General features: G+C 66.2%; 19 protein-coding genes. 8 read left to right on the top strand and 11 right to left on the bottom strand.

The features are described 5' to 3' along the window. Positions 1-125 precede the first annotated feature (125 nt). The 3 genes from Sj15T_RS12540 (at position 126) to Sj15T_RS12550 (ending at position 4,121) form a co-directional block, all read left to right on the top strand. Positions 126-656 carry a biliverdin-producing heme oxygenase gene (locus Sj15T_RS12540; RefSeq protein WP_007683097.1) on the top strand — a complete coding sequence of 177 codons (531 nt, stop codon included), beginning with the start codon at positions 126-128 and terminating at the stop codon, positions 654-656. Then, the gene (locus Sj15T_RS12545) at positions 649-3,216 is read left to right on the top strand and encodes an HWE histidine kinase domain-containing protein (RefSeq protein WP_013041337.1); all 2,568 of its coding nucleotides are present in this window, start codon (positions 649-651) and stop codon (positions 3,214-3,216) included. Before Sj15T_RS12540 ends, Sj15T_RS12545 begins: the two co-directional genes overlap by 8 nt. A gap of 95 nt (positions 3,217-3,311) precedes the next feature. Next, a complete protein-coding gene (locus Sj15T_RS12550; protein ID WP_013041338.1) occupies positions 3,312-4,121 on the top strand; it encodes a class III extradiol ring-cleavage dioxygenase in 810 nt (269 codons plus the stop codon). 2 nt (positions 4,122-4,123) lie between these two features. On the opposite strand, the gene Sj15T_RS12555 is transcribed toward Sj15T_RS12550, so the two are convergent. The 3 genes from Sj15T_RS12555 to Sj15T_RS12565 all read right to left on the bottom strand — a co-directional run bounded on the left by Sj15T_RS12555 (position 4,124) and on the right by Sj15T_RS12565 (position 6,561). Continuing rightward, a complete protein-coding gene (locus Sj15T_RS12555; protein ID WP_007683092.1) occupies positions 4,124-4,660 on the bottom strand; it encodes a (2Fe-2S)-binding protein in 537 nt (178 codons plus the stop codon). Then, on the bottom strand, positions 4,657-5,133 hold the full coding sequence (locus Sj15T_RS12560) for a DUF2721 domain-containing protein (RefSeq protein ID WP_013041339.1): 477 nt from the start codon (positions 5,131-5,133) through the stop codon (positions 4,657-4,659). Before Sj15T_RS12560 ends, Sj15T_RS12555 begins: the two co-directional genes overlap by 4 nt. Before the next feature lie 219 nt (positions 5,134-5,352). After that, positions 5,353-6,561, bottom strand: a complete 1,209-nt coding sequence (locus tag Sj15T_RS12565; RefSeq protein WP_007683089.1) for an LL-diaminopimelate aminotransferase — start codon at positions 6,559-6,561, stop codon at positions 5,353-5,355. A 139-nt stretch (positions 6,562-6,700) separates the two neighbouring features. Between Sj15T_RS12565 and phaC the strand changes: the two genes are divergently transcribed. From phaC to clpS, 3 genes are all read left to right on the top strand, one after another. After that, complete coding sequence (gene phaC / locus Sj15T_RS12570) at positions 6,701-8,440, top strand: class I poly(R)-hydroxyalkanoic acid synthase (RefSeq protein WP_013041340.1); 1,740 nt, start codon at positions 6,701-6,703, stop codon at positions 8,438-8,440. A gap of 241 nt (positions 8,441-8,681) precedes the next feature. Next, positions 8,682-9,581, top strand: a complete 900-nt coding sequence (locus Sj15T_RS12575) for a phasin family protein (RefSeq protein ID WP_013041341.1) — start codon at positions 8,682-8,684, stop codon at positions 9,579-9,581. 283 nt (positions 9,582-9,864) lie between these two features. Further along, positions 9,865-10,272 (top strand): ATP-dependent Clp protease adapter ClpS, encoded by a 408-nt coding sequence (gene clpS, locus Sj15T_RS12580; RefSeq protein ID WP_007683081.1) that lies wholly within the window; start codon positions 9,865-9,867, stop codon positions 10,270-10,272. Positions 10,273-10,358: 86 nt separating this feature from the next. On the opposite strand, the gene Sj15T_RS12585 is transcribed toward clpS, so the two are convergent. The 5 genes from Sj15T_RS12585 to Sj15T_RS12605 form a co-directional block, all read right to left on the bottom strand. Further along, the gene (locus Sj15T_RS12585; RefSeq protein ID WP_013041342.1) at positions 10,359-11,720 is read right to left on the bottom strand and encodes an MFS transporter; all 1,362 of its coding nucleotides are present in this window, start codon (positions 11,718-11,720) and stop codon (positions 10,359-10,361) included. A 32-nt stretch (positions 11,721-11,752) separates the two neighbouring features. Beyond that, positions 11,753-12,748: an NADP-dependent oxidoreductase gene (locus Sj15T_RS12590; RefSeq protein WP_013041343.1), complete on the bottom strand. Its 996-nt coding sequence runs from the start codon at positions 12,746-12,748 to the stop codon at positions 11,753-11,755. Between the two features lie 31 nt (positions 12,749-12,779). Then, positions 12,780-15,452 carry a TonB-dependent receptor gene (locus Sj15T_RS12595; protein ID WP_013041344.1) on the bottom strand — a complete coding sequence of 891 codons (2,673 nt, stop codon included), beginning with the start codon at positions 15,450-15,452 and terminating at the stop codon, positions 12,780-12,782. Between the two features lie 242 nt (positions 15,453-15,694). Further along, positions 15,695-16,468: a tRNA-dependent cyclodipeptide synthase gene (locus Sj15T_RS12600; RefSeq protein ID WP_148225578.1), complete on the bottom strand. Its 774-nt coding sequence runs from the start codon at positions 16,466-16,468 to the stop codon at positions 15,695-15,697. A gap of 85 nt (positions 16,469-16,553) precedes the next feature. Then, on the bottom strand, positions 16,554-18,410 hold the full coding sequence (locus Sj15T_RS12605; protein ID WP_013041346.1) for a LysR family transcriptional regulator: 1,857 nt from the start codon (positions 18,408-18,410) through the stop codon (positions 16,554-16,556). A gap of 188 nt (positions 18,411-18,598) precedes the next feature. Here Sj15T_RS12605 and Sj15T_RS12610 point away from each other — a divergent pair, with 188 nt between their 5' ends. Beyond that, entirely contained in the window at positions 18,599-19,954 is a 1,356-nt protein-coding gene (locus tag Sj15T_RS12610; RefSeq protein WP_013041347.1) for an amidohydrolase family protein, read from the top strand. Then, the gene (locus tag Sj15T_RS12615) at positions 19,951-21,201 is read left to right on the top strand and encodes a Zn-dependent hydrolase (protein ID WP_013041348.1); all 1,251 of its coding nucleotides are present in this window, start codon (positions 19,951-19,953) and stop codon (positions 21,199-21,201) included. The genes Sj15T_RS12610 and Sj15T_RS12615 overlap by 4 nt, the downstream gene beginning before the upstream one ends. Here the strand turns inward: Sj15T_RS12615 and Sj15T_RS12620 are convergent. From Sj15T_RS12620 to Sj15T_RS12630, 3 genes are read right to left on the bottom strand one after another with little or no spacing between them, the layout of a single operon-like run. Then, on the bottom strand, positions 21,166-22,437 hold the full coding sequence (locus Sj15T_RS12620) for an MFS transporter (protein WP_013041349.1): 1,272 nt from the start codon (positions 22,435-22,437) through the stop codon (positions 21,166-21,168). The two genes, Sj15T_RS12615 and Sj15T_RS12620, sit on opposite strands and share 36 nt — an antisense overlap. Next, the gene (locus Sj15T_RS12625) at positions 22,434-24,071 is read right to left on the bottom strand and encodes a urocanate hydratase (protein ID WP_013041350.1); all 1,638 of its coding nucleotides are present in this window, start codon (positions 24,069-24,071) and stop codon (positions 22,434-22,436) included. Before Sj15T_RS12625 ends, Sj15T_RS12620 begins: the two co-directional genes overlap by 4 nt. An 8-nt stretch (positions 24,072-24,079) precedes the next feature. Continuing rightward, positions 24,080-25,162, bottom strand: coding sequence for a DUF917 family protein (locus Sj15T_RS12630; RefSeq protein ID WP_013041351.1), 1,083 nt, complete (start codon positions 25,160-25,162; stop codon positions 24,080-24,082). Positions 25,163-25,247 lie beyond the last annotated feature (85 nt).

The following is a 25,247-nucleotide window of genomic DNA, read 5'->3' on the forward strand; positions in this document are numbered from 1 at the left end:
AGAATCCCCCGGCGCAGGATGGGCATCGGTTGCGCCGAAATCACCGGAAATATGGCCAGGAACGGCAAAAGCTGATCCAGATCAGAGCATCGCCCCGCAAACCCCCTTAGGAATGCGGGGTGACGATGACGCCCACTGCCGGCAGCGCCCGCCAGGCCCTGCGCCAAGCGACGATGGAAAGCCATCAGCGGGTCGACGACCTGTTTTCCCATTTTTCGCTGGAGGACAGCGCCAGCTATGCCGCTTTCCTGAAGGCCCACGCCAGGGCGCTCGCCCCGCTGGAGGAGATGGCCCGGCCCGATGCGCCGCGCCTGCCGCTGCTGGCGCGCGATCTGGCGGACCTGGGCGAAACGCTGCCCGCGCCGCTCGCCGCGCCGCCCTCCCCGTCCGACGCCTGCCGCTGGGGCGTCCGCTACACGCTGGAAGGATCGCGGCTGGGCGGCGCCATGCTCGCCCGGCGCGTCGGCCCCGGCCTGCCCCGCGCCTATCTGTCCGCCGTGCATGAAAAGGGCGGCTGGGCCGCGTTCCAGCGTCGGCTGGACGATGCCGCGGCCGAAGGCGGCGAGCCATGGATCGACGATGCCATCCGCGGCGCGCAGGCCGCCTTCGGCCTGTTCGCGGCCGCCGCCGGCGGCACGGCGCCGGCCCATGGCTGACGGCAATATCCCGGCGGGGGGTTTCGCCGTCGACCTCGCCAATTGCGACCGGGAGCCGATCCATGTCCCCGGCACGGTCCAGCCCTTCGGCTTCCTGGTCGCGCTGACCGCCGACTGGCTGGTGTCGCGCGTGTCGGCCAACAGCGCCGACCATATCGGCCTTTCGCCCGAACAGATGCTGGGCCGGCCGATCGGCGGCATCTTCAGCGCGGAGGCGGTCCATTCCCTGCGCAACCGCATCACCCTGCTGCGCGGCCCCGACGCGGTGGAGCGCATCTTCTCGCTCGCCCTGATGGAGGGCGTCGCGCCGTTCGACGTCGCCGTCCATTTCTCCGGATCGCTGGTCGTGATCGAGGCCGAACCGGCATCCCATGACGAGATGGAGGCCAGCAGCACGGTCCGCTCCATGGTCTCGCGGCTCGGCCAGACGGAGGGCATGGCCGCCTTCCTGCGGGACGGGGCGCGGCAGGTGCGGGCGCTGACCGGCTTCGACCGGGTGATGGTCTATCGTTTCGCGGAGGGCGGCGACGGCGAAGTCGTGGCCGAAGCGCTGCGTCCCGGCATCGACAGCTTCTTCGGCCTGCATTATCCCGCGTCCGACATTCCCGCGCAGGCGCGCGCGCTCTACCTGCGCAACATCTTCCGCGTGATCGCGGACGTCGGGGCGCGGCCGGTTGCCGTCGTGCCTCAACTCGATCCCTCCGGCGCGGCGCTCGACATGTCGCTCTGCCTGACGCGGGCGGTGTCGCCGATCCATATCGAATATCTGGGCAATATGGGGGTGGGGGCCTCGCTCTCCATCTCGATCATCGTCGAAGGGCGGCTCTGGGGCCTGTTCGCCTGCCACCATTATGGTCCCCGTCTGCCCAGCTTTGCGCAGCGCAGCGCGGCCGAACTGTTCGGCCAGATCTTCTCGATGATGCTCGAAAATCGCGAGCGCAGCGAAACCGCCGCCTATGAGGGCAAGGCCCGGCAGGTGGCCGACCGGCTGATGTCGGCGGTGGCGCAGGACCATGACCTGCTGTCCAACGCCCGCTGGCTGGGCGACGTGATCTTCGACACCATCCCGGCGGACGGCGTGGGCGTCTATATCGACGGGCAGATGATCTTTTCGGGCCTCAGCCCGGACGAGCGCAGCTTCGCCGCCATCGTCGCCATGCTGAACCGGACGGCCGCCGGCCAGGTCTTCGCCACCGACCATCTGGCGCGCCTGCTGCCCGAAGCGGCGGCCCATGCCGACCGGGCGGCCGGCCTGCTCGCCATCCCGCTGTCGCGCCGTCCCCGCGACTATGTAGTGCTGTTCCGGGCGGAACAGCTCCGCTCGGTGCGCTGGGCGGGCAGTCCGGAAAAGCATGTCGAATATGGTCCCAACGGTCCCCGCCTCTCCCCCCGCAAGAGCTTCGAGGAGTGGTCGGAACTGGTGCGCGGCACCGCCGTGCCCTTCACAGCCGCCGAACTGCGCGTGGCCGGGGCGCTGCGCACCGCCCTGCTGGAGGTCATATTGCGCCTGTCCGATTCCGCGCATGAGGAACGGCAGAAGGCGCATGAAAAGCAGGAATTGCTGATCGCCGAACTCAATCATCGCGTCCGCAACATCCTCTCGCTGATCCGGGGGCTGCTGTCCCAGACCCGCGACAATGCCCAGTCGGTCGACCAGTTCATCGACACGCTGGAAAGCCGCGTCCATGCCCTGGCCCGCGCCCATGACCAGATCACCGCCGACCGCTGGGCGCCTGCCCGGCTCTACGACCTCATAGAGGTGGAATCGGCCGCCTATCTGGGCGAGCGGCGCGACCGGGTGAAGCTGACCGGCCCCAATGTCCTGCTGACCCCCGCCGCCTTCACCGTGCTGGCGCTGGTGATCCATGAGATGCTGACCAACGCCGCCAAATATGGCGCGCTGTCCGACAATGGCAGCGTGGCCATCGACTGGCGCGTCGATGCCGACGGCAGCCTGCTGCTCGACTGGCGGGAAAGCGGCGGGCCCGCCGTGGTCGCGCCCACGCGCCGGGGTTTCGGATCGACCGTGATCGAACGGTCCATCCCCTATGATCTCGATGGCCGGGCGGAGGTGCATTACCGCCTTTCCGGGCTGGAGGCGCGATTCTGCATCCCCTCCGCCCATGTCGCCTCCGTCCTGCCCGACGTCGTCGGCGCCGAACGCGCGACCCCCGCCCCTGCGCCCGCGCCCACGCTGCTCAAGGGCCGCAACGTCCTGCTGGTCGAAGACAATATGATCATCGCCATGGACGGCGAGGACGCGCTGCGCGACCTGGGCGCCGAAGTGATCACCGCCGCCAGCGTCAGCCGCGCGCGGGAGGCGATTGCGAACCATGAGGTCGATCTGGCGGTGCTGGACTTCAACCTGGGCAATGAAACCAGCCTTCCGGTGGCGGAACTGCTGGCGGAAAGGGGCGTCTCCTTCCTCTTCGCCACCGGCTATGGCGACGGGCTGGACCTGCCCGACCGCTTCGGCGGCGTGACCCTGCTCAAAAAGCCCTATTCCGGCGCCACCCTGGCCCAGGCCATCGCCCCGGTCCTGGAAGAGAACGAGGCTTAAGGGGCGTCGGCCCCCCGCCCTTTCCGCCCAGCTGAAACAATCCGTTTCCGGCCCTCCCGCTTGCGCCGCGCCCAGATCCATCCGATCTCCCGGGCATGAGACAACCGACCCTTTTCATCCCCCATGGCGGCGGCCCCTGCTTCTTCATGGACGCCAGCGACCCCGATCACCCGCATTGCGACCCGATGTGGCAGCCGATGCAAGACTATCTGGCGGGCATCGTCGCGACCCTGCCCGAACGCCCCGGCGCGATCCTGCTGGTCTCCGGCCATTGGGAGGAAAGCCGGTTCACCGTCCATGACGGGGAAAGGCCCGGCCTGCTGTTCGACTATCATGGCTTTCCGCCGCACACCTACGCGCTCCGTTGGGACGCGCCCGGCGCGCCTGCGCTTGCCCGCCGCGCCGCCGGCCTGCTGGAACAGGCGGGCTTTCCCGCCGGAACGGAGGAGGAGCGCGGCTGGGACCATGGCGTCTTCATCCCGATGAAGGTCGCGCTGCCGCAGGCCGACATCCCCCTTGCCCAGCTCTCGCTCCGCGGCGATCTGGACCCGGCGGCGCACATCGCCGCCGGACGCGCCCTCGCCCCGTTGCGCGACGAAGGCGTGCTGATCGTCGGTTCGGGCATGAGCTTCCACAATTTGCGCGTCCGCGGTTCCCAGGCCACCGCGCCGTCGAAGCTGTGGGACGACGCCCTGACCGCCGCCGTCACCGATCCCGACCCGGCCAGCCGCGCCCGCCGCGTCGCGGCCTGGGCCGACCTGCCCCATGCCCGTTTCGCCCACCCGCGGGAGGAGCATCTGCTGCCCCTGATGGTCGCCCTCGGCGCGGCAGGCGAGGACAAGGCGGTGCGCAATCATGGCAGCACCGTGCTGGGCTGGACCGTGTCCGGCTATCGCTTCGGCTGAAGCTAGGGCCGCCGCAGCGCCGGAACCGCCTTCGCCGCCTCCTCCGGAGCGATGCCGGATGGAGGGACGGCGTCCACCACCTCCTCGCCCCGCATCACTCGCCCGGCGCGCTGGATCGCGCCTCGCAGCCGGGGATAGATGCCGCAGCGGCAGATATTGGTGATCGCCGCGTCGATCTCCTCATCGCTCGGATCGCTGGTCCGCCGCAGCAGCGCCGACGCCGCCATGATGACGCCGGGGATGCAGTAGCCGCATTGGGAAACATTGTCCGCCGCGAACACCTGTTGCAGCGGATGGCCGCGATCGGGCGACAGCCCCTCTATGGTGGTGACGAACTTCCCCTCCGCGGCGGCGATGGTCACCTGGCAGGAACGCACGGCCTCCCCGTCTATGTCGACCGTGCAGGCGCCGCAATCGCCCGTGCCGCAGCCATATTTCGTTCCGGTCAGGTTCGACGCGTCGCGCAGCGCCCACAGCAGCGGCGTCGCCGGGTCCATGCGATATTGGACGGGCCGGTCGTTGACCGTGAACTTCGTCATCCCGCGCTCTCTTCCTCGACCTTGTGATAGAGCACTTCGTTGCGGATGTGGATGGTGCGCGAGGCGAGCCGGATTTCCTGGATGAAGGTGGCGAAGGCCGCCGCCTGCAACACCATGGCCAGGCTGAACAGGATCGCGATGGGCGTGCCGAGGTGCGAACCCAGCAGGTTGGCGGCGAACAACAGGATGACGACCAGGCAGATCGCGCAGGCCGACGCCACCGACAGGAAGATCGCGCCGTTGACCACGCTCATCCGCCGGTCCAGCACGCGGATCTCGCTGACCATCCGGTCATGCTCCTTGCCGCGGGAGGCGAGGATCTTGTCCTCCACCTTGCGCGCCCGGTCGATGATGCGCGCCAGCCGCCCGACGCAGACGTTCAGGAACGCCCCGATGCCCGCGAGCAGGAAGACGGGGGCCAAGGCGAGCTGGATGGTCTGCGCGACCTGCGAAACCTGGGGAAGTGCGATCATCGTGTCAAAGCAGCGCAGAGCGAGGAAAATGGCAAGGGTTGAAATGGCTGTACAGGTTGCATGCCATCATGCCCTTGGGGAAGCGTGCTCCTGCGAAGGCAGGAGCCCAGTTCCAACGGTAGAATGACATTCCGACGGCAGAACTGGGCTCTCACGAGCCACTTGTCTCATTCGAGTGCCTGCGCAGGAGCACGTCCCTTATTCCCCAGGCCTATTCCCTCAGGCAGCGCCCTTGGCGGGCGTGTTGACGCCCATGGACTTGAGATATTGCCGGATGTTGCGCGCCGCCTGCCGCAGCCGCTGCTCATTTTCCACCATGGCGATGCGGACATAGCCCTCGCCATCCTCGCCATAGCCGACCCCCGGCGCGACCGCGACCTTGGCATGGGTAAGGAGCTGCTTGGAAAATTCCAGGCTCCCCATGTCCTTGAGCGCGGGGGGCAGCGGCGCCCAGGCGAACATCGACGCCCTGGGCGCGGGAATGTCCCAGCCAGCCCGGCCAAAGGCCTCCACCATCACGTCGCGGCGCTTGTGATAAAGCTCGCGGTTCTTCTGCACGATGTCCTGCGGCCCGTTGAGCGCCGCGCAGGCCGCCGCCTGGATCGGCGTGAACGCGCCATAGTCCAGATAGGACTTCACCCGCTTCAACGCCGCGATCAGTTGCCGGTTGCCCACGGCAAAGCCGATGCGCCAGCCCGCCATGGAATAGGTCTTGCTGAGCGAGGTGAATTCCACCGCCACATCCTTGGCGCCCGGCACCTGCAGGATGGAGGGCGTCGGATTGCCGTCATAATAAAGCTCGGAATAGGCAAGGTCGCTCAGCACCCAGACCTTGTTCTCCTTCGCCCAGGCGACCAGCCGCTCGTAGAAGGCGAGGTCGACGGTCTCGGCCGTCGGGTTGCTCGGATAGCCCACGACCAGGATCGACGGACGCGGCACGGTGAACGCCATGGCCCGCTCCAGCGACTGCCAATAATGCTCGTCCGGCGTGGTCGGCACCGACCGGATGGTCGCCCCCGCGATGATGAAGCCGAACATGTGGATCGGATAGCTGGGATTGGGCGCCAGCACGACGTCCCCCGGCGCGGTGATCGCGGTGGCGAGGCTGGCAAGGCCCTCCTTCGACCCCATGGTCACGACCACCTCGGTCTCCGGGTCCAGATCGACGCCGAAGCGGCGGCCATAATAATTGGCCTGCGCGCGGCGCAGCCCCGGAATGCCCATCGACTGCGAATATCCGTGCGCGCTCGGCTTCTGCGCGACCTCGCACAGCTTGGCGATGACATGGTCGGGCGGCGGCAGGTCGGGATTGCCCATCCCCAGGTCGATAATGTCCTCCCCCGCGGCGCGCGCGGCGGCCCGCATCGCGTTCACTTCGGCGATGACATAGGGCGGCAGACGCTTCATGCGGTAGAATTCTTCGGACATTGGGGCTTTCCTGAAAGCTCGCTGTAAGGAATAGTGCGTGACGCGCATTCGGCTTGTCACGATCCGGCTATAACCCGCCAGCCCGCGACGCGCCAGAGAAAGCGGCGGACCGGACAATGCCAGGCGAAGGAAGGTGGCCATGAAAGCACAGGACGTCATGGAACCCCACCTCCCCACGCTGGAGGACATGCAGCAATGGACGCAGGTGCTGGGCCGGGCGCAGCAATTGATGCTGGAACAGGCGGCGGGCGCGACCGGCCGGACATTGCCCTTCGACCCCGAAGCCGTGGCGCGCATCCAGACCGGCTTTGCCGATGAAGGCTTGGCGCTGTGGCAGCGTTTCCTGGATTCCGGCGGCCTGCTGCGCGACCATCCCGAACCCCCGCCATCGGATAGCCCCGCGGCCGCGCGCGACCGCCGCTTCGCCGACCCGGCCTGGACCGAGCATCCCTTTTACGACCTGATCCGGCAGAGCTATCTGCTGCTCTCGGATTATCTGACGAAGCTGGCCGACGCGGTGGACGGCGTCGATCCGAAGCAGAAGGCCAAGCTGCGCTTCGCCACCACCGGCCTGCTGGACGCCATCGCCCCCAGCAACTTCCCGCTGACCAACCCGCTGGTCGTGCAGAAGACGATTCAGAGCGGCGGCGAGAATCTGGTCAAGGGCCTGCAGCACATGCTGGCCGATCTGGAGAAGGGCCAGCTCACCCACACCGACGGCACGGCGTTCGAGCTTGGCCGCAACATCGCCTCGACCCCCGGCAAGGTGATCAAGGAAACGCCGCTCTATCAGTTGATCCACTATGCCCCGACGACAGACAAGGTGCTGGAAACGCCGCTGATCATCTTCCCGCCCTGGATCAACCGTTTCTACATCCTCGACCTGTCGCCGGAAAAAAGCTTCGTCAAATGGGCCGTCGACCAGGGGATCAGCGTCTTCCTGGTGTCGTGGAAATCGGCCGACGCCTCGATGAAGGACGTTGTCTGGGACGATTATATCCTGGACGGCCAGATCGATGCGATCGACACGGTGCGCGACCTGCTGGGCGTGCCCGGCGTCCACGCCATCGGCTATTGCGTGGCGGGGACGACATTGGCCGCCACGCTGGCGCTGCTGGCGGCGCGGGGCGAGGCGGACAAGGTCGCCAGCGCCACCTTCTTCACCGCCCAGGTCGATTTCAGCAAGGCGGGCGACCTCACCCTGTTCGTCGACGACGAGCAGATGAAGATGGTGGAGCAGCTTTCCTCCGGCGGCTTCCTGGACGGGCGCTACATGGCCGCGACCTTCAACCTGCTGCGCGGGCGCGACCTCATCTGGAACTATGTGGTCAACAACTACCTGCTGGGGCAGGATTACCCGCCCTTCGACCTGCTCTACTGGAACGGCGACACCACCAACCTGCCGGCGCGCTGGCACAAGGATTATCTGACGCAGCTCTATCGCGACAACCTGCTGGTCCAGCCGGGCGCGATCAGCGTCGCGGGCACGCCCATCGACCTGCGCCGGGTCAGGACGCCCGCCTATGTGCAGGCAGGGCGGGAAGATCATATCGCTCCGCTGGAAAGCGTGTGGAAGCTGACTGAGCATTTCTCCGGCCCGATCCGCTTCCTGCTGGCGGGGTCGGGGCATATAGCGGGCGTGGTGAACCCGCCCTCCGCGCAAAAATATCAATATTGGACCTGCGCCGAATCGCAGCCGACCCTGGAGGCCTTTCTCGCCCATGCGAAGGAGACAAAGGGTAGCTGGTGGCCCGACTGGATCGAGTGGATTCGCGGGCAGGCCCCCGCCACCGTCCCGGTGAAGGGCGCCCGTCGCCCCGGCAAGGGCCGACTCAAGGCGCTGGAGGATGCCCCCGGCCGCTATGTGAAAACCCGTTAGCGATTTCCAAGCGGTCGGTCCGATCGCTGGTCAAGAAATCGCGGAAAACGAAGAATCAAGAGCGGCGATCTGATTCGCTCAGATCGAAACCCGCTCCAGTTCCTTCGCGGGCTGCCTGTTTGCGGCAGCCCGCCTTGCCGAAGCGACGGGTCGTACGGGCAATTTTGCTGCACTGCACAAAAGCGCTTGCAACGGCGGCGCGATTTCTATATTGTGCACTGCAACAAATGGAGGTTGGTCCATGGCCGTTACCCCAAAGCCAGTGCGTAAGAAGCCTGTCGCCAAGAAAGCGTCGTCGACCCTCTCCGCCAGCGAGGCGCTGAAGGCCGCCGAAGCGGCGATCAAGGCGCCGGCTCCCGCCCGGGCGAAGCCCGCCGCGAAAAAGCCTGCCCCGCCCAAGACCGTCGCTCCGGCGGCGAAGGCTGCGCCGGCGGCGAAGGCCGATCCGGTAGCGGTGATCGCGGCGACCACGGCGGTCGACGCGGCGCCCGAACCGGAACTGGTGAAGGATGTGACCCCGCAACCCGCCCCCGTCGCCGCGGCGCCGAAGGTGGAGACGCCCAGGTCCAAGCCGGTTGCGAAGCCGACAGCGGCGCAACCGGACCTATCGAAGACCCTGTTATCCGGGGCCGGGCCGCTAGAGCCCATGTTGCTGCCCGCCACAGAAGGAACGAAAATGATGAACGATGTGATCGAGACCGGAAAGAAATTCGCGGAAGAAACCAAGGCCAAGCTCGAAACGGTCTATGCCGACCTGAACGAGAAGGCGAAGGTGAGCGTCGAGAAGTCGACCAAGGCGATCGAAGAATTCAGCGACATCGCCAAGGGCAATGTCGAAGCGCTGGTCGAATCCGGCAAGATCGCGGCCAAGGGCTTTGAGACCCTGGGCCAGGAAGCCGTGGACTACAGCCGCAAGAGCTTCGAAAAGGCGACCGCTTCTTTCAAGAGCTTCTCGACCGTGAAGACGCCGACCGAATTCTTCCAGCTTCAGAGCCAGTTGCTCTCCAGCAGCTTCGACGAATTCACCAAGGAAGCGGCCAAGAGCAGCGAAGCGCTGATCAAGCTGGCCGGCGACGTCGCCTCTCCGCTGACCGCCCGCGTGACCGTGGTGACCGACAAGGTAAAGGCGCTCGCCGCCTGACCCCCGGCCTTCGGGCTTGTAAGAAAGAAACGGCCCCGTCGCAGGGGCCGTTTCCTTTTTCCGAAGGACGCCCCATGGCCAATGGCGGACGTTAGCCCCTCCGTCACCCCGGACTTGATCCGGGGTCCCGCTTTCTTTCTGAGTGCCCGCCTGGAAAGGGCAGCGGGACCCCGGGTCAAGCCCGGGGTGACGAGATGGGGAATGGCGGGAATCCACCCATTTCACTCTCCCCCATGCCATTCCCGCCAGGAAGGATGGTTTACGCCCGGCAGGACCCCTTGCCATGCGGGAGCAAATCGCCATATCCTCGCCCATCATGAGCAGCTCCACGACGATGGCATATTCCGTGACGATGGCGGGCAGGGATCAGGACGACCAGGGCGACGGCTCGGGCGGTCCCAATGTCGGCATTGCCACGCGCACCCGCGCCCGGACGAAAAAGCCCTCTCTCTACAAGGTGCTGATGCTGAACGACGACTACACGCCGATGGAATTCGTCGTGCACGTCCTCCAGCAATTCTTCCGCATGGACATGGAGGAGGCGACCCGCGTGATGCTCCACGTCCACCAGCGCGGCGTCGGCGTGTGCGGCATTTTCAGCTATGAGGTGGCGGAAACGAAGGTGAACCAGGTCATGGACTTCGCCCGCCAGAACCAGCACCCGCTCCAGTGCACCCTGGAAAAGGCATAGGGATTCCCCCGGCCCGCCTGAGCGGCGGGAGGCCGATCACTTTCGACCGCCTTCGCTGATCCGGCTCCTTCACCTTCGCGTGAGGGTCATATCTCGCCGAGATCGGCCTTTAAATGGCGCGCCGCTGACAAAAACAGAATCGCGGCGCACAGCACCGGCACGGTGGTGATGGTCAGGGCCGCCCGCAGCGCGGACCCCGCATCATATCCCATCCATGCCATCAGGTCGCTCGCCAGACCGACCAGCAGCGGACCAAGGCCATTGCCGAAGAGTACGACGGCCAGCAGCGAAATCGCCGAGGCGGTCGCGCGCATCTGCGGCGGGGCGAGCGATTGCGAACAGGACAGGAGCGGCGGGCCGGAGAAGCTGACAAGCCCCTGAACGATGGCGAAGAATAGAAGCGCCGCCGATATGCCGGGGGAGTAGAGCGCGACGATCACGGTCGGCACCGCCAGCAACAGGGGAGCGCCACCGATTCGACCGAAATAACGCACGTCCCTGGCAACCAGCCGGTCCGTCACCACGCCGCTGGCAAGCGCGCTGATCATGCCGGTGAGGCCGATCGCAACGCCCAGCGCTGGCCCGATGATCGCCGTAGGGCCCAGCTTCACGCCGAAAGCGGCATGGATCTGGGCCGACAGCCCGGCAAGTTCCTGCGCATGGACGCGGAAGAAGAAGGAGGCGATGAACGATTGCAGCCCATAGCCGCCCAGGGCCAGCAGGCCGCTGCCCATCACCAGCAGCAGGTAGGATCTTTTGCCCAGCAGCACCCGCGCATCGCTGAGGAAGGTCGAGGGCTTGCCGCTTTTCTGCGCGCCTGCGCGAAACCGGGGGTCGCGGACGGTGAACAATATGATCATCGCGATGATGACGCCGGGAAGTCCGGCGAGCATGAACGCGGTCCGCCAACCCCAGAAATCGGCGACGATGCCGCCGATCACCATTGCCACCATGCTGCCGACGGGGACGCCGGTGCCGAATATGGCGAGGGCAAGCGTGCGGCGATGCTTGGGGACGGTTTCGGTGATCAGCGAATGGGACGATGGGGCGTAGCCGGATTCGCCGATGCCCACCGCCACCCGTGCCGCCGCGAGCTGCGCGAAGCTGCGGGCCATGCCGCTGAACAGCGTCGAAGCGCTCCATAGCGTCATCGCAACGGCGATCAGGCGCGGCCTGTTCACCCGTTCGGCCAGGCGGGCGACGGGAAGCGCCATGGCGCCGTACACCAATGCGAAGGACAGTCCCGACATCACCCCCAGTTGCCAGTCCTGCAAATGGAGATCGCGCTTGATGGATTCGGCCAGGATATTGACGATCTGGCGATCGGCGAAGTTCAGTATATATCCGAAATTCAGGAGAAGAACGACATAGATCCAGCGGCGCCCCATTGGCCGTTCGACCGGCATCGCCGCCGCTCCGCCTGCAACCGCTGTGTCGATGGTGGCCATGGATTTTCCTCGAAAAAAGGACGATCGGTCCGTTACAGGCGGACCAGTATCTTGCCCGCGATGCTGCCGGTGAAGATCGAAATAAAGGCTTCCGGCGTCCGTTCGAGCCCCTCGAAAACGCTTTCGCATATGCTGATCCGTCCGCTGGCGATCCACTCCGCCATCTGGTGCTGGAAGGCCAGCATGTCCGCGCCATATTCACGCGGCGCGATATAGCCCTGCAAACGGATATTCTGCCCCACGACGCGCGAGAAGTTTCGCAGGGTCGCCGCCTCGCCATTATCATAATTGCCCACCGTGCCGCTGATCGCGAAGCGCGCATGGGTGTTGGCCAGCCCCAGCGCCGCGTCCAGATGGTCGCCGCCGACATTGTCCAGATAGACGTCGATGCCCTCAGGCGCCACCTGCCGCAGCTTTTCTTCCATTCCGCCCGGCGCCTTGTAATCGATCACCGCGTCGGCGCCGATCGAGCGGACGAAGGCGCATTTTTCGGCGCCTCCGGCCGATCCGATGACCCGCAGCCCCAATATCTTCGCGATTTGCACCGCCGCCGATCCGACGCCCCCGCCAGCAGCCGAAATGAAGGCCACATCGCCCGCCCGCGCCTCCGCCACCTTCACCAGGCCCGACCATGCCGTGAGGCCCACGACGCCCATATAGTGCATGAAATATTGTTCGGGCATGTCGATATCCGGCAGCTTGCCGAACAGTTCCGCCGCGCCGACGGCTTCGTCGCGCCAGCCAAGCTGATGCTTGACGCGGTCGCCGGGGCTGAACAGCGGCGATCGGGATTCGACCACCACGCCCGTCGCGACGCCGCCGATCGGTTCGCCCAGCGCGAAGGGCGGCTGCGCCCCCTGATAATCCCCGCGCATCCGCAGGCGCGTGATCGGGTCCACCGACAGCCAATGATTTCGCACATGAATCTGCCCTTCCGCGAGCGGCGGCAACGGGACGTCGCGCAGCTCCACATTCTCCATCGTCAGGGTGCCTTCGGGGCGGGAGACCAGATGCCAGGCTTGAACCATTGTCGTTTCCTCAAAGGTGATGGCGCGCAATTCAGAATTGGGTGACGAGGCTGAGCGCCACGAGGCGCCCGACCGGGCTTGCGACCGATGCGTCGAAGCCGCCTTCGGTGAAAGTGGTCGGCCCGACATTGACGAACGGCGGCGATTTGTCGAACAGGTTTGTCACGTCCAGGGCCAGGCGGAGGCGCTTCGCCTTGACCGGGATGATTTCCGCCAGGTCGTAATCGGCGTGAAAATCGATCGTGGCTTGCGAAGAGACCTTCTGCACGGGCGTCACCAGATTATTGTCGTAGCTGCCGGTGATGTTGACCGTGGCGAGCATGTTGAACGCCTGGCCGCGCCAGCCGACATAGGGGCGTGCCTGGAATTTCACCGGATTCATGATCGTGCCGACCATGTCGATCACCGGCGCGCCTTCGGCGGCCGCGGTTGCAAAGCGCAGATAATAGGTTCCCGAAACGCCGAAATTGACGCTGCCGGAGCCTCCGGCATCGAGTCGATAGTCGAGCAGGAAGTCGATCCCCTCCGCCTTCAGCGACGTCAGGTTGCGCGTGCGTCCATCGATCAGCACCGGAACATTGGGCGGCACCGTGCCGGTGACGAGCGGGTATCGCGCGAGGGTTGCCGCCACTTCGGCGGCAGAGGGATTGCGCTTCACGATGCCGAGCGCGGAATAATAGCTCTGGTTCAAAATCTGCGCATTGCTGCCGAGCGCCGTGATGATGTTGCGGTAATCGACGTTGAAATAGCCGATCTGGCCGCTCAGACCCGGAATGAAGCCGGGCCGGAAATCGGCGCCAAGCGACCAGGTCTTTGCCGACTCCGGCTTCGTGTCGCTGTTGCCCCCGGTCACGACGAGCGCGGTGGTGAGCGCCCCGCCGAGCGTCGGATCGGAAAGCTGCGCGATGCTGCTCGCCGCCCGGCCCTGCGACTGATAGACCGGCGGAGCGCGGAAGGAGGTGCCATAGCTGCCGTGCAGCACGAGTCCCCCGACCGGCTCCCAATTCACGCCGACCTTCGGGTTGGTGGTCGACCCTACATCGGAATAATGATCGTAGCGCCCGGCGACGTCGATCTGCAGACTCTGGATGCCGGGCACGGCGTTGTCCGGGCCGAACAGCGGGATCAGAAGCTCGCCGTAGATCGAGTCGACCTTGCGGGTGAAATCCACCGACCGCGTGACGATGGGCGTCACCGTGCTGCCGGTCATGTTGTAGGCGCGCTGGCGCGCCTGTTGATGCTGGTATCCGACGGCCAGCCGGACATCGCCGCCGGGAAGCCTGAACAGGCTGCCGCTGACTCCGGCGTCGCCGATATATTGGTCGGCCCTGCCGGAGGGCGAGAATTGACCATTGCCGATCGCCGCGAGCACCGTGGGATTGTTGGGTCCGCCATAGGGGTTGAAGGCGGTCGCGGGATTGCTGGACGCCAGCGCCGCCGCCAGCGCCGCATTGTTGACGGAATTGCTGGTGTAGAAATGCTCGCTCGACCCCGAATAGGTGAAAGCCGCATTCGCTTCCCAACCGGCGGGCAGTTCCAGCTTCGCCGCGATGTTCCCATGGTAGAAATCCGAACGGCCATGCCCGGTCGGGCTCAGCGGAAGATCGCTGAAGGCGTAGCGAATGGTCTCCGCGCCTGGCCCCGCCGTGGGCGGACGCGTGTAGAATGCGTTGGTCGCGGGGACCGACAGCGTCGTCGCCGGATAGCCGTAGCGGGCCTTCGCAAGCCGACGGGCGAAGACGCCGGTCATCGCAACGCTGAGCTTGTCGGTGATTTCCTGTTCCAGCGTGGCCACGACATTGTGGCGCTTGATATCGGGCAGCAGCCAACTGTCGAGGAACAGGTCGCATCGATTGGTCGTGCCGGGTTGCAGCGCCGCGGCATTGGCGGGCGTGACGCCGCCTGCCGGAATGGCGTAGTTGACGCCGCCGATCACGATGGTGCCCGGATTGCATTGCGTCGCCCGGAAATCGGACCCGCCGAAGGGCCTGAGGTCGGCCCGCGCATAGGATCGGTCGCCCGCGACCAGTTCCGAATGGCCGCCATAGCCATAAGCGAGCGTGGCGTGGCCGCCCGCCCAGTTCAGCCCGCCGATGATGCCGAGCTGATACTGGTCATAATTATCGGCGACCCCATAATTGGCGGATGTCTCTATGCCCTCCACTTGGCGGCGAAGGATCAGGTTGGCGACGCCCGCGATCGCGTCGGAACCGTAGATTGCGGAGGCCCCGTCGGGGACGATCTCGATGCGTTGCAATGCGATGGTGGGAATGATGCTGGTATCGACTGCCAGGCCATAGACCCCCTGCGGCGCGATGCGCTGGCCATCCAGCATGACGAGCGTGGCATAGGGGCCGATCGCATGGATATTGACCCCCTGCGAGAAGTTGAAGTTCGCCGATCCGCCATTGCCCGTCCGCACGCTTTCGGACACCCCCAGATTATTGACCTGCGGCATGTTCTGAAAAAGCTGCGCCATGGTGGTCGCATTGGATGTCTCGATAGTGTCGCGGCCGATCACCATGAGCGAGGAACCGACCGGCGCTTCGCCCTTCACGCGGCTGCCGGTGACGACGATATCGGGGCTTGCCGGCGCCTCGGCGGTTTCCGCCGCGCCGTCGCCCACCACTTCAGCGGAAGCGGGATATTGGGCGGCGACGGTGAATATTGCGGTCGATAGCAGCAGCCTGGTCGTCAAATTCATAGGAACCCCCTTCATGTCGGAGGGCGCGCCAGGTAGAATTTTCTGCAGTCAAAGCCCGGCCCGTACCGTCGGCTTGCCGCCATCCCGAACGCCCTGTTTCGATAAACAATATCCCGCGTCATCTTCGCGGCCTGTTCTTCAGGTGAGAGGCTAGCGCGAGCAATTCCGCCGACAAGACGCGCCTGGGCGACATGGGGTATAAGCTCCGCCGCATGATGACCGGCAGGTCGGCCGGAAGGGGATCAATAAGAGTCGGCAGCCTCGATTTCAGACGCGTCGGACAATATGAAATAGCCCTGCCGGTCGGAAGGCTTGAGGGTGAAGCGGCCTTCGAACAATTGCTTCAGCAGGGACGGGGCGCGGTGGTAGAGGAATACCGAAGAGTCGCACTTTATGATGCTGGGCAGGTCGATCAAGAGGGGTAGTTCGTCGAGCAGATAGCGCGCGGCAAGAAAGCAGGCCGCCCGCCTGTCATCCTCGTCGGTTATTTCAGGGTCAAGGAGCGTGTCCGCCATGGTCAGGCAAGCCTGGCGAAAACAGGCGTCGGTGCAGAAGGCGCGGTCGACGTCGACCCGTAGCTGCAAATAATCGTCATTCCTGACAAGGTCATCCCAGGTGAGCAGCCGGTGGGCATCGCTGTCGATGCCCTCTTCGGCATGGATTCTGGCGATCTTGTTATGCAATTTCCGCCCTTCCTTCCGCGCTCGCCGGACGGAGCCGGGGGAATGGCCCTTCCGGGCGGAGAGCGTGTAGGCGTGCGGAAGATCGAAGACAGGGATATGCGAACGTTCGAATGTGTGTTTGGCCCAGCGCACAAGCGTCGTTATGCGGTCCGTGGAATAATAGCTATTGAACAAGCTCACTGCGATCAGCGCGTGGCCATAGTCGCCGATATTCATCCTGTCTCCGGGCCGGATCGAGGTGACCGTGAGTGCCCTATGGCTCAAAACTGTGACGTCCATCAAATCTCCATGGCAGCGAAGCTTAAGTCCAAAGAATCCGGACTGCTCCGCCAACCCCTCGCCCTGTGCCTGAAGAGGGTGGTTGCAGATTTAAACTTCTATCGTTGCGCCCGATGCGGGACAATCCAGTTTGCGAAGCTTATCCGACTGCTTGCGCGGATAGGATGTCGGCACCCGCCGCGAGCGCCGATCGAAGGCGGCGGATGAATTCCCGTTCGATCTGGGTCAGCGCGCGATCTCCCGAATAGATCGCATAGAGGCGCCGGTGGATTTTCGGACCCTCTATCGGATGGGCGGTCCACCCGCCCGCCGCGATCTCCGAACTGATTGCGGATATCGGGAGCACGGTCGCCATCCGGTCGCGGGCGATGAGGGCCGAGAGCATGGCCAGCGAATCGATTTCGTGAAGCGGCTTCAAATCGAAGCCTGCCGCCCTGGCTTCATTGTCGAGGATCTGCCGCAGCCCGAACAAATTGGTGGGCAGCGCCAGGGGCAAGCCTGCAAGATCGGCGAAGGCGACAGGCCCCGGCGGGAGAAGTTCGTGTCGGGGGTGCGCGATAAGCGCGAGCGGCTCGCTGGAATCGAGGGTCAGACGCGGCATCTGGGGCGGCGCGACATCGACGATCGCGATGCCCAGGCGGCCTTGCTTCACCCAGCGCTGGAGGCTGGCGTTCGGCCCTTCGCGCACGAGCAGGCTCAGCAGCGGCGTTTGGGTCCGCAGCGCCAGGACCGTATCGGTGATCGTCGCGATCAGGCGGCCATAGGGGCTTGTCGAGGGCAGCACGCCCAGGCTCAGGCGGCCGCCGTCCGCCAGCGTCGCGGTCGCGCCGCTGACCTCCACGTCGCGCAGATGGCGGTCGAGAAGTTCGGTCGCCAACGCCAGTTCATCGGCCGCCGCCGTTCGCACCAGTCCGAAACTCTTGCGATCGAACAGCAATACGCCGAGGGACTCCTCCAGCTTTTGAAGCTGCTGGCTCATCGCGGGCTGCGCAACGCCCGCCGCCTTCGAAGCGGCGGAAACCCGTCCCGTCCGGTAAGCGAGATTGAAATAGCGCATGCGCCGCTCGGTCATTTTGGGCATGAACGCGCGCGACGGCAATCCGTCCTCCAGGGCCGTCCGGACGTGCGCCAGAAAAGCCGCCGCGGCGTCGCTGCCGTCGGGCCGGGCGACAAGGGTCGAATGCAGCGCCGGAACCAGCGGGCGCGTCACGATGCGGGAAAGGCCCAGGCGCGTGCCGATGGCGCTCGACGGCAGCGCGATCTGGCCGCTGGGATAATCCTCCAGAAGTTGAGGCCAACTGTCCGGCGGCGTGTCGAGCATGCGAAGCTCGCGCCCTTCCGCCGCGGCGCGTTCGCTGATCTGCGCCGCGAGCGGTTCGGGCAGCGCGGGCACGAGCCATGGGGTCTTGATCTGATCGCGGCGCCCGGCTCCTTCAAGCTCGCCAGCCCCATATCTGCGTTCGACAAGCATCCACGGATCGACGCCCAGCAGCGTGTCGCCGCCGGTCAATTCGCTTTTTCCGTCCATCGGCTCGATCGTGACACGATGCTCATGCCCGAAATGCAGGTCGACCAGGCTGGTCGCGGACGGATTGTCGCCTTCCAGCACCCATTGCGGGTTGATCAGGATCGGCGCCTCTTCCGCCGCCGCCGCGCTCGCGCGCGCCAGCGCCCGACGCACATGGCCGAAGGCGAAGCGCAGGCGGATGTCGATGGTCAGCCGCGCACTCGCCTCGTCGGGAGCGCGGGCGCGGCGCTGCATGAACTCCTCCAGCAGAAGGACGGGAACCGCCCTGCGGTACAGCCAGTGGGCGAGCCGCCGGGGCGCAAGCCCGTTTTCGTGCCGACGAAACAGGGAAGCGCCGAAGCCGCTTTCCAGCGACTTCAGGCTGGCGCTCAGCGTCGAGGGCGCAATCTCCAGGTCCGCCGCCGCCGCGCCCAGGCTTTCATGTTCGCAGGCTGCCACGAAATAGCTCAGGGCGCGAAAATCGATCATGGGACACATCTTCCGGGCAACAATTTGCAGAGCGGCGCGCTCGGCAGGCGAGCCTATGCTGCGCCGCAACATAATGCAACATGACGCCCTTATGGACCGATGCGGAAAATAGCGCCTAGTTCAGCCGCTCCGCCGATGCGCAGATCATTTCCGTTCAAAACCGGATATCAGCATCAAGGAAAGCGGAGATGGATCAAGTCTTTGTCGGCACAATCGTCCTGCCTGACCGCATCATCGACCGGGGGTTCGTTCTCGCCTCCGAAGGGGTCGTGCGCGCGGTCGGTGCGGGCGACGCGCCATCGGGGGAAGTTCATGGCGGCCCCGGCGCGCTGATCCTTCCCGGCGCGATCGACGCCCAGGTCCACAGCCGCAGCCAGCGCGATCAGGAGGACTTCATCTGGTCCACGAGCAGCGCGGCGGCGGGCGGCGTCACGACCATCGTCGACATGCCCTATGACGACGGAGACCTGATCTGCACGCCTGAGCGTTTCGAGCGCAAACGCGACGAGGCGGCAGCGCAAGCCCGCACCGACTTCGCGCTTTACGCGACGGTCGATCCGGAGGACGGGCCGACGCATATCGACGCGCTGGTGCAAAGCGGCGCCGCGGCCTTCAAATTCTCGACCTTCGGCACCGATCCAAAACGCTTCCCGCGCCTTGCGCCGCAGCAACTCTTCGCCTGTTTCCAGGCGATTGCCCGGCACGGGCTGATCGCGGGCGTCCACAATGAGGATGAGGAGGTGGTGCGGGCGGCGACCGCGGAGGTGCGCTCTACCGGCGCGACCGATTATCTGGCGCATGGCCGCGCGCGCCCGCCGATCAGCGAAATGCTGGCGACGGCGCAGGTCTATGCCACCGCTGCGGCGACCGGCTGTCCGGGGCATATCGTCCATTGCTCGCTCGGCGCTGGCTATGACCTCGCCGCCGCCTATCGGGCAATGGGCCATGATGCGACGATAGAGGCTTGCATCCACTATCTGATCCTGGACGAGGAAGAGGATGTGCGCCGTCTGAAGGGACGGGCGAAGGTGAATCCGCCGATACGCCCGCGCGCCGAACGCGAAGCCCTGTGGCGGCATCTGGCGGCGGGCCATGTCACCGTCGTGTCGACCGATCATGTCAGTTGGTCGCTCGACCGCAAGGATAAGGACGACATGCTCGCCAACGCCTCCGGGCTTCCGGGGCTGGAGATATTGCTGCCGCTGCTGCTGAAGGGCCTGGACGAGCGGGGGCTGCCCCTGACCCATGCGGCGCGGCTGCTCGCGCACAATCCGGCGCGGCTCTTCCGGCTCGACCATGCCAAAGGGGCGCTGGCGGTGGGATGCGATGCGGACGTCGCCATATTGGCGCGCGCGCCCCATGCCTATGATCCTGCCGAAAGCGGCGCGAATATTTCCGATTGGAGTCCCTATGCTGGCATGACGCTGCCGTTTCGCGTCGAGGCGGCCTATCTTCGCGGACGGCTCATCGCCGCCGACGGGAAAGTGCTGGCCGAACCGGGGAGGGGGCGATTCCAGCGCCCGCAGCGGAGCGTCGCGCCATGACGCGGCCCGGCATCGACGCGGATCGCCTGTGGGGCGACATGATGGCGCTTGGCGGGATCACCGAACCCGACCGCCCCTATACGCGGCGGGCCTTTTCGCCGATGTTCGCCGCCGGGCGCGCCTTTCTGGCCGAGCGGATGCGCGATGCGGGCCTGTCGGTCCGCATCGACGCCGCAGGCAATCTGATCGGCCGGATCGAAGGCGCGATTCCCGGCCTTCCAGCGATTGCGATGGGATCGCACAGCGATACGGTGCCGAGCGGGGGCCGTTTCGACGGCATCGCGGGCGTGATCGCGGCGCTGGAAGTTGCGCGGGCGATTGCCGAAGCGGGCGCGCCGCTGCGTCATCCCCTCGAAGTGATCGATTTCCTGGCCGAGGAGCCCAGCGACTTCGGCATCTCCTGCATCGGCAGCCGGGGAATGACCGGGCGCCTGAGCGCCGAAATGCTGGCGGCGACAGCGCCGTCGGGCCATTCGCTGGCCGACGGGATAAGCGATGTCGGCGGCGATCCGGATCGCCTTGACGAAGCGGTCCGCACCGACATCGGCGCTTTCCTCGAACTCCATATCGAACAGGGGCCTGTGCTCGAGGCGGAGGGGATCGACATCGGCATCGTCACCGCTATCGCCGGTATCCGCCGCATAGAGATTGAATTTGCCGGTCAGGCCGCGCATGCCGGGACGGTGCCGATGCACCTGCGGCGCGACGCGGGCTATGCCGGCGCGCTCGCGATGATCGCCGTTCGCGAACGGGCGGAGGCGATGGCCGCCGCCGGTCTGGGCTATGTCGTCGCGACTGTAGGAATTGTCGACGTCCGGCCCGGCGGGTCCAATGTCGTGCCCGGCCGCTGCCGCCTGGTCGTCGATGCGCGCAGCGACGTCCTGGCCCTGATCGATGCCTTTATGGAGGGTTTGCGCGCCGACTGCGTCGCCGTCGCCGCCAAGGCGAAGGTGGAGCTTGCCGGATTCAGGACGCTTTCCGACGGCGTCCCTGCAATCTGCGCTCCCGCGCTGCGCCAGGCCATAGGCGCGGCGGCGGACGGGCTGGGCCTGTCGGCGGTCGATATCGCGAGCGGCGCGGGGCATGACTGCGCCTTCCTGGCGGCGATCTGTCCGGCGGCGATGATCTTCATCCCCTGCCTGCGGGGCATGAGCCACACGCCCGAAGAATATGCGACGGAGGCCCAGCTCGCGGCGGGGACGGCCACGCTGCTAGAAACCGTGCTCGCGCTCGACGGCGATGGATGAGCCGATCAATATGGCCGGGGCTGCGATCAGAACCGCCAGCGCGACATAAAAGGCCGGAGCAAGCACGCCCAACCCCAGCGTGGAAAGCCACAGGATGAGCGCGGGGCCGAAACCTGCGAGGGGCGTGATCGCCGCATTATAGGCGATGGAGGTGGCCGTCGACCGCACGGGCGCGGGATAGAGTTCGGCAAGCGCAGCCGGGACGGCCCCGGCATAAAGCCCCGTGACGATGCATAGCGCGGGCTGGACGACGAACAGGAGCAGCGGGGCGGCATGGGCCCCGACCAGCGCCAGAAGCGGCAATGGCGTCAGCAACAGCGCCATCGCCGCCAGGGCGAGCGTGCGCCAGCGGCCGAATTGATCGCTGGCCCACCCGCCCAGCAGCGATCCGCCCAGCAGCGCCAGATTGCCCAGGATCGACGTCAGGAACAGGATGTCGCCGTCGATGGCGAGCGTCTGGCGCAGGAAGACCGGCATGAAGATGACCAGCGCATAGATGCCGACGCCCCACAGCGCCGAAAGCCCGAAGCCGGTGGCGATGGCGCGGCCCTGCCCCTTCAGTTTCCGCAGGGGAGAACGCGCTCTGCCCGCGATGAAGGAGGGCGTCTCCTCGACATGGACGCGCAGCCACAGGCCGATGGGCACGATGGCCAGGCCCAGCAGGAAGGGCAGGCGCCAGCCCCCGCCTGCAATCGCATCCTCGCTCAGCATCGCGCCGGTCCCCAGCACGACGATGGCGCCCAGGATGTTGGACAGCGCCATGCTGGCTTGCAGGACAGAGGCCGCGATCCCGCGCCGGTCCGATGGGCTGTGCTCTATGAGGAAAGCGGCGGCGCCGCCGATCTCGCCGCCCGCCGAAAAGCCCTGCAGCAGTCGCCCGGCCAGCACGATCATCGGCGCGGCAGCCCCGGCGGACGCATGGGTCGGCGCGCATGCGATCAGCAACGTGCCCAGCGCCATCAGCGTGAAGGTCAGGGTCAGCGCGGCCCGCCGCCCCGCGACATCCCCATAATAGCCGATGACAAGCGCGCCGAGCGGGCGGGCGACGAAACCGACGCCGAAGACGAGCAGCGCCTTGACGGTTTCCACCATCGTTCCCCCGCCCGGAAAGATCGCGGCGGCGATATAGGGCGCAAACAGCAGGTAGACCGAGAAATCATACCATTCCAGAATATTGCCGACCGCCGCCGCAGCGACCGGAAGCCGGGAGCCTGCGATCCCGGACGGGCCGCTCAAGACTGTTCGAGCGCGATATGGCGGATCGCGCGCATGCGGACTTCGTCCTGCGCGTCCGCATAGCCCGCATCGGCATAGCGCATCACGCCAAGCGCCGTGTCGTTGGTGAGCGCGAGCGCGATGCGTTCGTCGGCCGCCGCGCTGCCGTCCGCGATCACGGTGACCCCGGCGCTGGTGCTGAAGCCCGCATAGCCGCCGCCGCCGGAATGGATGGCGACCAGATCGGCCTGGGATGAACACATGGCCAGGGCGTCGAGCAGCGGCCAGTCGGCAATCGCATCCGACCCGTCGAGCATATTTTCGGTCAGGATCGTCGGGTGGGTCATCGCCGCCGCGTCGAGATGATCGCGGGTGAAGCCGACCGGACCCGCGAGTTCGCCGGTGCGGACCATCGCGTTCACCTCCAGCGCGAGCCGGGTGCGTTCGCCATGTCCCAGCCATGCGATCCGCGCCGGCAATCCTTCGACCGGCACATGCTCCCGCGCCAGCCGAATCCATCGGGTGACGACCGCATTGTCCGGAAAGCTGTCGAGCACCAACTGGTCGATGCGCACAATGTCGCTCCGCGCGCCGGAGAGTGCGATCCAGCGAAAGGGGCCGATGGCGCGGCTGAACAGCGGCCGCAAAAAGGCCTCGGTAAAGATCGGTATGTCGAATGCGTCCGCGACGCCGCCCTCCAGCGCCTGGCTGCGGATCAGATTGCCATTGTCGAAGACGATCGACCCGGCGCGCTGGAAAGCGAGCATGGCGCGCACATGCTCCGCGATGGAGGCCCGCCCTTCGCGGATCAGCAGCGCGGAGTCGGAACGCAATCCGGGCATCTCGGCGGCGGTGCGCCCCAGCGGGACATAGCCATAGACGAGATCGTGCGCCGAAGTCTGGTCCGTCACCACATCGGGAACCAGGCCTCGCGCCGCGATGGCGGGGAATATTTCGGCGGCATTGCCGGTCAGGCCGATGGACAGCGCCCGGCGCTGCGACTTCGCCTCCTGAGCCAGGTCCAGCGCCTCGTCCAGCGATGCGGCGACGACATCCAGCAGGCCTATTTCCAGCCGCTTGGCGATGCGGACCGGATCGACCTCCACGCACAGGATCGCCGCGCCCGCCAGCTTGCCCGCGAGCGGTTGTGCGCCGCCCATGCCACCCAATCCCGCGGTCAGCACGATCCGGCCGGAAAGGTCGCCGCCGAAATGCTTTTCGGCGATCCGCATGAATATCTCGTAGGTGCCCTGGATGACGCCCTGCGACCCGATATATTGCCAGTCGCCTGCGGTCAGCCCGCCCCAGCAGATCAGCCCCTTTTCCTCCAGCGCATAGAAATTTTCAGGCGTGGCCCAGCGCCCGACGATGTTGCAGTTCGCCATGATCACGATCGGCGCCCGGCTGTGCGTCTGGAGGATGCCGATCGGCTTGCCGGACTGGATCACCAGCGTCTCGTCGTCCCGCAAATCCTTCAGCGCCGTGACGATGGCGTCGTGCGACGGCCAATCGCGCGCGGCGCGCCCCAGCGCGGCATAGACGACGAGCCGGGCCGGGTCTTCCCCCACGGCGAGCACATTTTCCAGCAAGCGGAGCAGCCCCTCCTGCCGCCAGCCCCTGCACCGCAGTCCCGCATCGACCATCGCGTCCGTCATTCACTATCTCACAGATCAGGGTTGTAGAGGGCGATGCCCAGGGCCTTTTCGACCGCCGGATAGACGCTGGGATCGCGGACCGACGCGTTGAGCGGGATCAGGTCGGCCGGGATGCGCAGGACGAGCAGATCCATGCCCACCGCGACCTGCCCGACGCTGACGGGGGCGCCCGCCGGATCGAGCGTCGTGATCACATCGGGATAGGTGGCGACCCGTCCCTCCCGCGGATCATCGACCGCCATATATTCGTTCATCACATGAAGGGTGAGCGCGCGTCCCTCGCCCTCGATGGCGATCGTGCCGATATCGAAGGCTTCCGGCGTATAACGCACGCGCTTTTCGGTGACGCGTCCGGCAGCCAGGATCGATCCGCCGGTTTCCTGCAGGATCGCGCCGACGACATCGCCGCCTCCGTCCCTGGCGGCGAGTATCGCGGCGCCCAGATCGATGGCGCGGGAGATGCCGCCCAGAGCCGCATTCTCCCGCACATAGGAAGCGCGCAGCGGGTTGCGGCAGCTGGCGATGAACCCGCCCGACATGTCCGATGCGGTGCGCAGGACCGGCGAGATTTTCGCGGTCGCGCCGCGGCATATGAGTTCGATGTAGGAATGGGATGCGCGATGGCCGCCCGCCGCGGTCTGGATCATCTCCTCCGTGCTGCCGGCCATGCCGATCGAGCCCATGTCGCCCGTGGGATGGGCGCGAATATCCCCCACGGCGTCAATGACCTTGTAACCGCGCAGCGCAGCGGGCAGCCAGGCGTTGAGCGTGCTCGACATGCCGTTCTGGCCGATCATCAGCCCATAGAGGGGCTCGCCGAGCGCCTCCTCCAGCAACTGCGCCGCCCGGACATAATCCTCGCCCCGCATTTCCCAGGCGGTCGTGCTCGCAGGCGCGCCGATGGCGGCGGCGGTTGCGATCCAGGCGTCGTCGGGAACCTCATCCATGGAAACAAGTTCAGGGGAACCGGCGGCCATCGCCATCTCGCCCAGCATGCGGCCATGATCGGCCCAGCCGCCGCCGCCCGCCGCGAAGATCGATCCCCCGCACACGGCCGCTTCGACATCATCCGCGGTGAGAAGACGCCGCATCCCATTCCTCCGTTCGACAGGCGAGCCGCATCGGACGGCGCCGCCGGGCAGCCGCCTTCGCGTCTGGCTGGTATTTGCTTGAGCC

Origin of the sequence: Sphingobium sp. TA15 (genome assembly GCF_037101235.1) — a bacterium.
Taxonomy (GTDB): domain Bacteria; phylum Pseudomonadota; class Alphaproteobacteria; order Sphingomonadales; family Sphingomonadaceae; genus Sphingobium; species Sphingobium indicum.

Coding starts and splice junctions, on each gene's coding strand:
- Sj15T_RS12540 (WP_007683097.1), top strand. CDS start 126: ATGACGCCCACTGCCGGCAGCGCCCGCCAGGCCCTGCGCCAAGCGACG.
- Sj15T_RS12545 (WP_013041337.1), top strand. CDS start 649: ATGGCTGACGGCAATATCCCGGCGGGGGGTTTCGCCGTCGACCTCGCC.
- Sj15T_RS12550 (WP_013041338.1), top strand. CDS start 3,312: ATGAGACAACCGACCCTTTTCATCCCCCATGGCGGCGGCCCCTGCTTC.
- Sj15T_RS12555 (WP_007683092.1), bottom strand. CDS start 4,660: ATGACGAAGTTCACGGTCAACGACCGGCCCGTCCAATATCGCATGGAC.
- Sj15T_RS12560 (WP_013041339.1), bottom strand. CDS start 5,133: ATGATCGCACTTCCCCAGGTTTCGCAGGTCGCGCAGACCATCCAGCTC.
- Sj15T_RS12565 (WP_007683089.1), bottom strand. CDS start 6,561: ATGTCCGAAGAATTCTACCGCATGAAGCGTCTGCCGCCCTATGTCATC.
- phaC (WP_013041340.1), top strand. CDS start 6,701: ATGAAAGCACAGGACGTCATGGAACCCCACCTCCCCACGCTGGAGGAC.
- Sj15T_RS12575 (WP_013041341.1), top strand. CDS start 8,682: ATGGCCGTTACCCCAAAGCCAGTGCGTAAGAAGCCTGTCGCCAAGAAA.
- clpS (WP_007683081.1), top strand. CDS start 9,865: ATGCGGGAGCAAATCGCCATATCCTCGCCCATCATGAGCAGCTCCACG.
- Sj15T_RS12585 (WP_013041342.1), bottom strand. CDS start 11,720: ATGGCCACCATCGACACAGCGGTTGCAGGCGGAGCGGCGGCGATGCCG.
- Sj15T_RS12590 (WP_013041343.1), bottom strand. CDS start 12,748: ATGGTTCAAGCCTGGCATCTGGTCTCCCGCCCCGAAGGCACCCTGACG.
- Sj15T_RS12595 (WP_013041344.1), bottom strand. CDS start 15,452: ATGAATTTGACGACCAGGCTGCTGCTATCGACCGCAATATTCACCGTC.
- Sj15T_RS12605 (WP_013041346.1), bottom strand. CDS start 18,410: ATGATCGATTTTCGCGCCCTGAGCTATTTCGTGGCAGCCTGCGAACAT.
- Sj15T_RS12610 (WP_013041347.1), top strand. CDS start 18,599: ATGGATCAAGTCTTTGTCGGCACAATCGTCCTGCCTGACCGCATCATC.
- Sj15T_RS12615 (WP_013041348.1), top strand. CDS start 19,951: ATGACGCGGCCCGGCATCGACGCGGATCGCCTGTGGGGCGACATGATG.
- Sj15T_RS12625 (WP_013041350.1), bottom strand. CDS start 24,071: ATGACGGACGCGATGGTCGATGCGGGACTGCGGTGCAGGGGCTGGCGG.
- Sj15T_RS12630 (WP_013041351.1), bottom strand. CDS start 25,162: ATGCGGCGTCTTCTCACCGCGGATGATGTCGAAGCGGCCGTGTGCGGG.